This window comes from Myceligenerans halotolerans (assembly GCF_054782975.1).
In genome coordinates this window covers 23,848-34,768 of sequence record NZ_BAAGRL010000003.1, presented here as the reverse complement: position 1 = coordinate 34,768, position 10,921 = coordinate 23,848, and the positions used below count along the sequence as shown (strand labels likewise).

10 protein-coding genes are annotated in these 10,921 nt (G+C 74.4%); 5 read left to right on the top strand and 5 right to left on the bottom strand.

Annotated features, from left to right (window positions below; genetic code table 11):
• Window positions 1–60: 60 nt before the first annotated feature.
• Window positions 61–1,101: an NRDE family protein gene (locus tag ACYVK5_RS00900; protein WP_460701406.1), complete on the bottom strand. Its 1,041-nt coding sequence runs from the start codon at window positions 1,099–1,101 to the stop codon at window positions 61–63.
• A gap of 266 nt (window positions 1,102–1,367) precedes the next feature.
• Entirely contained in the window at window positions 1,368–3,380 is a 2,013-nt protein-coding gene (dxs, locus tag ACYVK5_RS00895) for a 1-deoxy-D-xylulose-5-phosphate synthase (protein WP_460701405.1), read from the bottom strand.
• 189 nt (window positions 3,381–3,569) lie between these two features.
• Between dxs and ACYVK5_RS00890 the strand changes: the two genes are divergently transcribed.
• The 3 genes from ACYVK5_RS00890 (at window position 3,570) to ACYVK5_RS00880 (ending at window position 6,956) form a co-directional block, all read left to right on the top strand.
• Entirely contained in the window at window positions 3,570–5,093 is a 1,524-nt protein-coding gene (locus tag ACYVK5_RS00890) for a GuaB1 family IMP dehydrogenase-related protein (protein WP_460701404.1), read from the top strand.
• A 198-nt stretch (window positions 5,094–5,291) separates the two neighbouring features.
• Window positions 5,292–5,990, top strand: coding sequence for an NUDIX hydrolase (locus tag ACYVK5_RS00885; RefSeq protein ID WP_460701403.1), 699 nt, complete (start codon window positions 5,292–5,294; stop codon window positions 5,988–5,990).
• Between the two features lie 15 nt (window positions 5,991–6,005).
• Window positions 6,006–6,956, top strand: coding sequence for an aminoglycoside phosphotransferase family protein (locus ACYVK5_RS00880; protein WP_460701402.1), 951 nt, complete (start codon window positions 6,006–6,008; stop codon window positions 6,954–6,956).
• A 50-nt stretch (window positions 6,957–7,006) separates the two neighbouring features.
• Here ACYVK5_RS00880 and ACYVK5_RS00875 read toward each other — a convergent pair whose 3' ends face one another.
• Window positions 7,007–7,699 carry a TetR/AcrR family transcriptional regulator gene (locus tag ACYVK5_RS00875; RefSeq protein ID WP_460701401.1) on the bottom strand — a complete coding sequence of 231 codons (693 nt, stop codon included), beginning with the start codon at window positions 7,697–7,699 and terminating at the stop codon, window positions 7,007–7,009.
• A gap of 81 nt (window positions 7,700–7,780) precedes the next feature.
• On the opposite strand from ACYVK5_RS00875, the gene ACYVK5_RS00870 reads away from it, so the two are divergent.
• Entirely contained in the window at window positions 7,781–8,653 is an 873-nt protein-coding gene (locus ACYVK5_RS00870; RefSeq protein ID WP_460701400.1) for an alpha/beta fold hydrolase, read from the top strand.
• Window positions 8,654–8,752: 99 nt separating this feature from the next.
• Entirely contained in the window at window positions 8,753–9,292 is a 540-nt protein-coding gene (locus tag ACYVK5_RS00865) for a hypothetical protein (RefSeq protein ID WP_460701399.1), read from the top strand.
• Window positions 9,293–9,474: 182 nt separating this feature from the next.
• On the opposite strand, the gene ACYVK5_RS00860 is transcribed toward ACYVK5_RS00865, so the two are convergent.
• Both ACYVK5_RS00860 and ACYVK5_RS00855 read right to left on the bottom strand, forming a co-directional pair.
• On the bottom strand, window positions 9,475–9,888 hold the full coding sequence (locus tag ACYVK5_RS00860) for a VOC family protein (protein ID WP_460701398.1): 414 nt from the start codon (window positions 9,886–9,888) through the stop codon (window positions 9,475–9,477).
• Window positions 9,889–10,092: 204 nt separating this feature from the next.
• Window positions 10,093–10,695, bottom strand: a complete 603-nt coding sequence (locus ACYVK5_RS00855) for a YdeI/OmpD-associated family protein (protein ID WP_460701397.1) — start codon at window positions 10,693–10,695, stop codon at window positions 10,093–10,095.
• Window positions 10,696–10,921 lie beyond the last annotated feature (226 nt).

The window sequence follows — 10,921 nt, the reverse complement described above, 5'->3', positions numbered from 1 at the left end:
GCCGCGCCGGGCCGCGCCGGGCCGGGCCGCGCCGGGCCGGGCCGGGCCGGGCCGGCAAAGTCAGATCTCGACGCGCTTCCAGTCCGGGTCCGACGGAGTGCCCGTGAAGTCCATCCGCGCCCGGCCAGGCTCTCGGCCCAGCGCCACCAGCGTGGCCGACGTCGAACCGAACACCCGCCCGTCCGGCAGCTCGTGCCGCACCAGCAGTGCGCGCGGGTCGTCCTCCGCCAGCCCGTCGCCGCGCATCAGCTCCGCCCAGCCGCCCCACCACTCCGCGGTCGCGACCTGCGGGACCGTTCCGCCCGGGACGTCGAGGCCGCCCAGGGCGCCGACCGACGACGATCGCCGCGACCCCGGCGTTCCGGCGGCCCCTGCAGTCCCCGACCGATCTTCCGAAGACGGACCGGTGACCGTGTCCCCGGCCGGCGGCTCCGCGTGCGTCAGTTGGGCCGACGGCGTCCGGTGCGCGACCGGGCCGGAGCCCTCCCCCGGCAGGCGGGCCGCGTCGAGCAGCGGCGCGAAGTGGGGCACCAGCGGATCGTCGACGACATCGAGCCCCTCGTTGGTGACGATGTGGTCCCCCGGCGGGATCTCGACGTCGGTCACCTCCTGGCCGTCCCACGACACGAGCCGCGCGCCGTCCGCATCCGCGACCAGCAGGTGGACCACCTCGTACGCCCGCAGTTCCGCGGCGTCGGGCACGCCCGACGTCAGCGCCCGCAGGGGCAGCCTCCCGCGGCTCGGTCTCGCGGACGACGGCGCGCTCCCGGGCGGGGACTGCTCCAGACGGTTCATGAAGCTGCCGTTCAGCACGGCCGCCACCGCGGGTCGCGCACCGCCGGGCACGCCTGCGCCGGACACTGCGACGCCCGGCACACCGCCGGCCGGAACACCGGTCCCCGATCCACCCGGCGCGCCGCTCCGCACGGCCAGCCACGTCCCGCCGGCCAGCCGGTCCCGGCCGCCCACGAGTCCGGGGGCTTCCTGCGGCCAGTACTCCCCCGGCGGCTCCCACGGCCGGTCGGTCACCTCGTCACGGACGGCGGCGAGCAGGAGCGGCCAGTCGGCCGCCGGGTCCAGACGCAACAGCACTGTGCACACGCATGCACCCTACGCGCTGACCCGGGCGTGCTTCGATGCCCGCACCCGTGGGACAGCCCACCGCGCCGGCGCCGTGCTCCCGGCCGACCGGCCATCCCGCGCCCGGCACCGGCTCGCACCTCCGGCGCGTCGTGGTCCGGCCATTGCTTGAGTGGTCGGTCCTTCCGTGAGTGATCGGCAGATCGATGTACCGATCACTCACGGAAGGACCGACCACGAGCCCAGCTGGTCACGCCGAGGCGGACCGGACCCGGCGCCGAGAGCGCTCAGCACTCCGCGAGCGCCGCCAGGGTGTCGCGGACGGCGTCGGCGGCGGTCATGCGCTGGGTGGCGGCGATCTGCTCGCGGCTCGCGTGGTCCAGGAACGCGGTGTCCAGGCCGACGTGCACGTGCGGGGTGCGTACGCCCTGTTCGCCGGCGCGCTGCGCGAGGAGGGCGCCCACGCCGCCGTCGGACACGCCGTCCTCGATCGTGACGACGAGGTCGTGCTCCCCGGCGAGCTTGACGAGGGCGGCGGGGATGGGCAACACCCAGGTGGGCGCGACGACGGCGGCCTCCAGGCCGTGCTCGGCGAGCGCTGCCCCGGTGTCGAGCCCGGCGCGCGCCATGGCGCCGATCCCGACCACGAGGACGCGGCGGGTCGTGTTCGGCGAGACCCCGGCAGGCGTGGACGATGCGCCGCCGGCCGCCACCGCTGCGGCCGCAGCACCACGACCGCCGTCGGACCCGGACTCGCTCGGACCACCACGGCCGCCGTCGGCGGCGGGCGTTCTCCCGGGCCGCGCCTCGAAGCGGCCGACGACGTCGACCTCGTCGAGGGTCTCGACGGCCGGGATGTCCTGACCGATCGCGCCCTTGGGGTAGCGCACGACGGTGGGGGCGTCGTCGACGTCGACGCTCGCGCGCAGGGCGCCGCGGAGGGTGGCTTCGTCGCGCGGGGCGGCCAGGCGCAGCCCGGGGACGACCCGCAGCATGGCCATGTCCCACATGCCGTTGTGGCTGGCGCCGTCGGCGCCGGTGATGCCGGCGCGGTCGAGCACGAACGTGACGCCGGCCTTGTGCAGGGCGACGTCCATGAGGACCTGGTCGAACGCGCGGTTCAGGAAGGTGGCGTAGACGGCGACGACGGGGTGCAGCCCGGCGTACGCCATGCCGGCGGCGGAGGTGGCGGCGTGCTGCTCCGCGATGCCGACGTCGAACGTGCGCTCGGGGAACTCCTTCGCGAACGGCGCGAGGCCGACCGGGTGCAGCATGGCGGCGGTGATCGCCACGACGTCCGGGCGGCGGCGGCCGATGCGCACGATCTCGTCGGCGAAGACCTTGGTCCAGCCGAACCGGGACTGCGCGACGGGCAGGCCGGTCTCGGGGTGGATCACGCCGACGGCGTGGAACCGGTCCGCGATGTCCTCCTCCGCGGGCTTGTAGCCGCGGCCCTTCTCGGTGATGGCGTGCACGATGACGGGCTTGCCGTACGCCTGGGCACGGCGCAGCGCGTGCTCCATGGCGGCGGTGTCGTGCCCGTCGACCGGGCCGATGTACTTGATGCCGAGGTCCTCGAACAGGCCCTGCGGCGCGATGACGTCCTTGATGCCCTTCTTGAAGCCGTGCATCCAGCGCCAGGCGAAGCGTCCGGGCGGGCCGGAACGGTTCAGGGTGCGGGTGGCCCAGTCGAGGAACGCCTCGTAGCCCCGCGTGGTGCGCAGGGTGTCGAGGTGGTTCGCGAGGCCGCCGATGGTGGGCGAGTAGGAGCGGCCGTTGTCGTTGACGACGACGACGAGGCGGCGGTCCGGGCCCTCGGCGATGTTGTTGAGGGCCTCCCAGGCCATGCCGCCGGTCAGGGCGCCGTCGCCGATGACGGCGACGACGTGGCGGTCGTCGCGGTGGGCGACGACGTTCGCCTTGGCGATGCCGTCCGCCCAGGACAGGGCGGTGGACGCGTGGGAGTTCTCGACGACGTCGTGGCCGGACTCGGCGCGCGACGGGTAGCCGGACAGGCCGCCCTTCTGCCGCAGGCGGGAGAAGTCCTGGCGCCCGGTGAGCAGCTTGTGCACGTAGGACTGGTGCCCGGTGTCGAAGACGAGCGTGTCACGCGGGGAGGAGAAGACCCGGTGCATGGCGATGGTGAGCTCGACGACGCCGAGGTTGGGGCCGAGGTGCCCGCCGGTGCGCGAGACGTTCTCCACGAGGAAGTCGCGGATCTCCTGCGCGAGCTCCCCGAGCTGGCCGGGCGTGAGCTTCCGGACGTCCTCGGGCGAGCTGATGCCGCTCAGCAGTGCCATGTCGTTCCTTCCCCGCGGCTCCGTCCCGGGCGGGCCGGGCGCGCACTCGTCGTCGTCCCCCTGCACCGCGCGCCGGCGACCACTGCGCCACGCACGGCAAGGTGTCATCGTACGTACCCGGAGCGGGCCGGACGAACTCCTGGCCCCGAGTTCCACACCAGCCTCACCCAACAGTCATAGTCTGTCATCGTGCGATTCCTCCCGGGCCAAGAGCCTTCCCACGACCTCACCTACGGCGACGTGTTCCTCGTCCCGTCCCGGTCCGGCGTCTCCTCGCGGTTCGACGTCGACCTCCGGAGCGCCGACGGCTGCGGCACCACCATCCCCGTCGTGGTGGCGAACATGACCGCCGTGGCAGGCCGGCGCATGGCCGAGACGGTGGCGCGGCGGGGCGGGCTGGTCGTCCTGCCGCAGGACGTACCGGCCGGCGTCGTCGCCGACGTCGTGGCGGGCGTCAAGGCGAAGGACCCGGTGGTGGAGACGCCGGTGGTCGTCTCGCCGGACGACACCGTGCACACCGCCCTGACGCTCCTGGGCAAGCGCGCGCACGGCGCGGCCGTGGTGACCGAGAACGGCCGCCCCGTGGGGGTGGTGACCGAGAAGGACTGCCTGGACGTCGACCGGTTCGCGCAGGTGCGCGCGGTGATGACGCCCGACCCGCTGGTGATCGAGGCGGAGACCCTGCGTGACGCGCCGCGGCACGGAACGGCTCCCGGCGAAGGCGGTGCCGGGGCGGCGCCGGGCGGTGCCCCGGCGGGCGCGGCGAGCGGACTCGAGCGGGCGTACGACCTGCTCCACGCCGCGCACCTGCAGTTCGCGCCCGTGGTGCGCGACGGGCTCCTGGCCGGGGTGCTGACGCGCAAGGGCGCGGTCCGCTCGTCGGTCTACGCCCCCGCGCTGGACGACGGCGGGCGGCTGCGCGTGGGGGCCGCCGTCGGGATCAACGGCGACGTCGCCGCCACGACGAAGGACCTGCTCGCGGCCGGGGTGGACGTGCTCGTCGTCGACACGGCGCACGGCCATCAGGACCGGATGCTCGCCGCGCTGGCCGCGGTCCGGTCCGTGGACCCGTCCGTGCCGGTCGTGGCCGGCAACGTGGTGACCGCCGACGGGGTGCGCGACCTCGTGGCCGCGGGCGCCGACATCGTGAAGGTCGGCGTGGGGCCGGGTGCCATGTGCACCACGCGCATGCAGACGGCCGTCGGGCGGCCGCAGTTCTCGGCCGTCCGCGAGTGCGCCGAGGCGGCGCGCGAACTCGGCAAGCACGTGTGGGCCGACGGCGGCGTGCGCCACCCCCGCGACGTCGCCCTCGCGCTGGCGGCCGGCGCGTCGCAGGTGATGATCGGGTCGTGGTTCGCGGGGACCTTCGAGTCGCCGGGCGACCTGCGCGAGGACGGGACCGGGCGGCTGTACAAGGACTCGTTCGGGATGGCGTCGGCGCGTGCCGTGGCGGCGCGGACCGCCGGCGAGGGCACCGCGTTCGACCGGGCCCGCAAGGCCCTGTACGAGGAGGGCATCTCGACCGGACGCATGTACCTGGACCCGCAGCGGCCGGGCGTGGAGGACCTGCTGGACGAGATCACGTCGGGGCTGCGGTCGTCGTGCACGTACGCGGGGGCGCGGAACCTGGCGGAGTTCGCCGAGCGTGCCGTGGTGGGCGTGCAGTCCGCGGCGGGCTACGAGGAGGGGCGTCCGGTCGAGACCAACTGGTGAGCGCGCGGACCACGCCCCACCGCCGCCCACGTCGCCGCCGCCGGGGGTGCGCTCCGCGCTTGGCACACTATTGCCGCGCAGCAGGAGGTTGCTTGCGCCAAGACCCCGTCGGGCGTAAGCAACCTCGTGCTGCACGGGCGGCCGCACGGCGGGCGGATGGCGGACGGGCGACCGCACGGCGGGCGGTAGCCTCGTCGAGTGAGCTCGTCACCTGCAGTCTCCTCCGCACGCACGCAGCTGGAAGCGCTGGCCAAGGCGGGATTCCCCTCGCCGTGGCGGCACGTGCGAGGCGATTTCTCGGGCGTGGCCCGGCCGGCCGCGGTCCTGATCCTGTTCGGCGTGCTCGACGCGCTCCCCTCGGACCACCACGCCCAGGCCGAGGCGGTCCGCGACGACCTCGACGTCCTCCTGCTGGCACGCGCCGCGACGCTGCGGTCCCATGCCGGCCAGGTCGCGTTCCCGGGCGGACGCGCCGACGACGGCGAGACCATGGTGGCCGCCGCCCTGCGGGAGGCCGAGGAGGAGACCGGCCTCGACCCGTCCGGCGTCGAGGTGCTCGGTGAGTTCGACCCGCTGCCGATGCCGGTGTCGAACCACGTGGTCACGCCGGTTCTGGGCTGGTGGGCGAAGCCGACGCCCGTCGGCGTGGTGGACGAGGCGGAGTCGTCGCACGTGTTCCGCGCCCCGGTCGCCGACCTCCTGGACCCGGCGTCGCGGGTCACGGTCGTGGTCGGGCACGAGGGCCGGTCCTACCGGGGCCCGGGCTTCCGGATCTCCGACGGCACGACGACGCACCTGGTGTGGGGCTTCACGGGCGGTATCCTCGACGCCCTGTTCGACGCGCTCGGCTGGACCGAGGAATGGGACCGCACGCGCGAGTTCGAACTGCGTTCCTGAGCCGAAGGAGACCCCGTGGTCGCCGCCGACATCGAGGTCAGTGCCGGGCTCGCCCGGGAGTTGCTCGCCGAGCAGCATCCGGACCTCGCCGGGCTGCCGCTGGAGGTGGTCGCCAACGGCTGGGACAACGTCATGCTGCGGCTCGGCCCGCTGCCCGACGGCGGTCACCTGGCGCTGCGCCTCCCCCGGCGCGACGCGGCCGCCCACCTGATCGACCACGAGCAGGCGGCGCTCCCCCGCCTCGCGCCGGCGCTCCGGGCGACCGGGGTCGCCATCCCCCTGCCGGTGCGCACCGGCAGGCCCAGCGACCGCCTCGGTTTTCCGTGGTCGTGGAACATCGTGCCCTGGGTCGACGGCGTGACCGCCGCCCGTACCGCCGTCGTCGGCCGGAGCGCCTGGGCCGAGCGCTTCGCGAACTTCCTCGTCGCCCTGCACGTGGCGGCCGACGACGCCCCGCCCAACCCCTTCCGCGGGATCCCGCTGGCCGCGCGGCCCGACGCCCAGGACCCCGCCGCGTTCGCCGCCCGCCTGCAGCGCGTGCCCGAGGCGCTGCACGACGCCGCGACCCGCCTCTGGCGCGAAGCCCTTGCCGCCCCCGCCTACGCCGGGCCGCCCGTGTGGCTGCACGGCGACCCGCATCCGGGCAACCTCGTGGTCCGCGAGTCCGCGGAGGGTGTCCAGGAGCTCGCCGCCGTCGTCGACTTCGGCGACGTCACGTCGGGCGATCCGGCGTCCGACCTCGCGGCCGCCTGGCTCGCCTTCGACGCCGAAGGCCACGCGCGCTTCCGCGCCGCCGTCGACGCGGGCGCACGTGACGGGCGCGGCTGGGACGAGGCGACCTGGACGCGCTCCCGGGCGTGGGCGCTGATGTACGCGACGAACATGCTCGCGCACCCCGACGAGCACCCCTGGCTGGTCCCGATCGGCGAGCACGGCCTCCGGCGCCTGCTCGTCGACGACGACTGACGGCCTCCTCGCGAGCCCCGGGCCCGCCCCGCCGACCCCTGCCGGCGGGCTCAGTCGGCTCGGCGCAGCGTCGCCGGGTCCGCGCCGCGAGCCTGCAGGAGCATCCGCACCGCCGCCTCGGTGCGGGTGTACACGGAATCGTCCTCAAGCAGCAGTGACCGGTCGTTCGCGGCACTGAGCAGCGCGTTCACCTCGAACGCGACCTGCTCCGGGTCCGTATCGGCGGACAGTTCGCCGCCGTCGACCGCGATCCGCACCTGGTGCGCCAGGTACCCGTCCCAGTCGGCCTGCGCCTCGACGACGGCGTCGCGCACCGGGCCAGGCCGCATGTCGAACTCGATCTCCACCGTGCGGAAGAAGCAGCCGCCCCGGAACACCCGGCGCCGCGAGTAGTCGATCCAGCGCAGCACCAGCTCCCAGACCCGCGCCAGCCCGCGCTCCGTGGTTCTCGCCGGGACGACGACGGCCTCGGCGTAGACCTCCCGCGCCCGCGCGACGACAGCGAGCTGCAGCCCCTCCTTCGAGCCGAACAGCCCCGCGATCGCGCTCTTGTTCACGGGCGCCGACGCCGCCAGCCCGCCGAGCGACAACGCCTCCAGCCCGTGCACCGACGCGTCCTGGACCGCCTGGTCCAGCACCGCCCGGCGCGTGCGATCGCCCCGGACCCGGCGCAGATCGGCCGTGGCTCCGGCCGCGCCGCCCGTGCCGGTCCGCTGTCCCGTCGCCGTGTCAGATGTCGCCATAAAGAGAGTGTACGGCCGTCCGCACATGTTGTACGCTCATAAACAATCCGATCGATCGTTCAGATAGTCCCAGGAGGACACGTGACCGTCCTACGCCACCTCGCCCACGCCCCCGCGCCGCTCGCCGCGGAGATCGCCGTCCGTGTCGCCTTCCGGCTCGGGCCGCCCACCCCCGTGCGCCCGCACGAGCGCGAGGTGCACCAGGCGTCCCGCCGGAGCACGCTCAGCCACCACCGGGCCGCCACGAACGGGAGCCGGCCGGTGGACGTCGTCGTGCACACGTGGGGCGACCCCGACGGCCCGGCCGTGCTGCTCGTGCACGGCTGGCAGTCCCGCGCGTCGTTCTTCGCACCCCTCGTCGCAGACCTCCTCGCCGCCGGCCGGCGCGTCGTCGCGTACGACGCCCCCGGGCACGGCGACTCCGGCGGCAAGCGGCGCACCCTCGCCGACGACGTCGCGATCATCCACCGCCTGTCCGGCGCGGAACCCGGCGCTTGGGAGGGCGTCGTCGCGCATTCGGCCGGCGTGCTCGGCGCCGGGGTCGCCCTGGCCGACGGCGTCCCGGCGCACCGGTTCGCGGGGCTGGCCGGCCTCTCCTCGGCGCACGCGATCAGCGACGGGTTCTTCGAGTTCTCGGGCACGCCGCGTCGCCTGCGCGAGCGGTACGACGACCTCGTGCGGCGCCGCCGCTTCCCCGACGAGCCCGACGTCTACGAGCGCTACGACCTCACCCGCCGCCCCGTTCCCGCCACGATCCCGGCCCTGTTCGTGCACGACGACGCCGACCGGCGCGTCCCGCACCGGCAGTCCGAGCTGCTCCTGGGCGCACACGCCGGCTCGGCCGAGCTGGTCACCACCACGGGACTCGGCCACAACCGGATCGTGCGCGACGACGCCGTGCGCCGGCGGATCGTGCAGCACGTGGCCCTCGTGAAGCCCAGTAACCTTCCCTGACCTGCACTTTTCTCCTACACTGATGTCGCGTTCGCCCGGCTTGCTGGATTTCTTCCCACGCCGGTCTTCCGAGGTAGGCGACGACCGAGTGGGGGAAGCATGTCAACCGATCACGCCCGGGACGCAGTCACCGCCGCCGTCGTTCTCGCCGTCTTCGCCGGGCTGTGGTTCGCCTGGTCGCAACGCCATGTCCGGGGACTGTGGATGCTCGGGCCGATCGTCGGCCTCGTGAGTGCGGTGGTGATCGCCGTCAGCGGGGGCATCGACGTCGTCGGCGCGTGGGGCGCGGAAACCGCCGTCGACGGCGGGACGATCGGACTGTACGTCGTGGCGCTCGCGCTGCAGGCCGCGGTCACGCGGCTGATCACGGGGTTCCTGGCATCCCGCGACCTGGCGCGGCTCGTGCCCACGACGGTCGCCCTGTCGATGACGCTCCACCTGGTGGTGCTCGCCGAACTGCTCCGGGTGAGCGACCTCTACCTGGTGTCGCTGATCTGCCTGGCGGCGATCGTGCTCGCCTGGCCGATCGCCGCTATCGGCCGGCTCATGTCGCCGAGCGGCGCGCCGATGGCGCATGCGACGACCGGCGTCCTCATGGGCGTGATCCTCCTGGGCGCGGCGGCGCAGGCGCTGGTCTGACCGACCGCCGGCTTCTGGGGAGGCCGGCGCGACCACGACGGCCGGGTGACCACCGCGGCCCGGTGGCCTCGCCTGCCGGGGCGACGTTCAACAGGGTCGTACAGACCTTTCAGCGCCGGATCAGTGGGTGCGCGGCCCTACTGAACACCAGTCAGCCCGCGCCAGCACGCGACCTGCCGGGGTCAGAGCACGATCTGCCCGATCGGGCCCGGGTTCCACGCGACCTCCCAGTGGTAGCCGTCCGGGTCGGTGAAGTAGCCCGTGTAGCCGCCCCACTCCCGGTCCTGGGGCGCGTGTGGGATGCTCGCCCCGGCGTTCGTGGCGGCGGCGAGGACGACGTTCACGTCCTCGCGATTCGGCACGTTGTGGGCGAGCGTGATCGGCGCGACACCTGCGCCCTGTTGCACGGGCCCCACCTCCTGCTCGAACTGGTCACGCGCCCAGAGCGAGAGGAGGAGGCGTTCACCCGTACGGATCATGAGGACGCCGCCGGGTTCCTCGAACTCGGGAGTCCACCCCAGGCCGTCGACGTAGAAGGCCCGGGAGGCGGCGACGTCCCGCACGGCGAGCGTGATGAAGCTGATGCGCTGTTCCATACCCCGACCCTGCCACCGGTGTACGACATCGGCGTGGCGTGCGGGACCAGCCGGCCGGCACCCCGCCGCGCGGACCGCCGCGGCACGGGCGGGACCCGGTAGCGCCCGGACAGCCGGTCCGAAGGCGCCGAGCCCCGCGGCACGACCCGGTAGCGCCCGGACAGCCGGTCCCAGGGCGCGGACCGCCGCGGCACGGGCGGTCCGTCAGCGCCCGGCGTCCGGCGACCGCTTCTGGGGGTAGGGCGTCTCGCCGCGCTCCAGCATCGCGACGAACTTCGTGACGTTGCGCGCGTACGCCTCGGGCGTCCTGAGGCTGGCCAGGCGGTACAGGATGGCGTAGCGATTCTGGCCGGTGAGGGCCTCGAACATCGCGGCGGCGCGCGGGCTGGCCGCGAGCGCCTCGGTGAGAGCCTCGGGGACCTGGATGTTCCTGGGGCTCTCGTAGGCGGCGTCCCAGCGGCCGTCGGCCTTCGCCTTCTCGACCTCCTCCGTGCCGCGCGGCCGCATGCGGCCCTCGGCCGTGAGCCGCTCCACGATGCCGACGTTCCGGGCCGACCACCGGCTGCGCGGCCTGCGGGGGCAGAACCGCTGCAGGCTGGTCGCGTCGTCGCGGCGACGGCCCTGCGCGTCGATCCACCCGCTGCACAGCGCCTCCTCGAGCGCGGTGGCGTGGGTCAGGGTGGTGGGCGCGTCCTTGCCCTTCTTCGCCAGGACGAGCCACACGCCGTCGGACGTCGACTCGTGCTCGTCGAGCCACGCCCGCCATGCGGCGGCATCAGCCACGGTCAGCTCGGGATTCTCGATCATGCGAGCACCGTACGCCGGGACACTGACACCGAAACTGATGTCGGTGCCGGCAGGGCGCTCGGCGCCCTCGACGGAACTGCGGCGCACCGAGCGGACGGGCCGGCAGCCCCATCCGCGCCTGGACGGCTGGTCGGGGGTTTTGCGTGTGGTCGGTCAATCACTTGACCGACCACACGCGCATCGACCGACCACGCGCAAGCCCCCCGACCACACGACGACGGCGGCC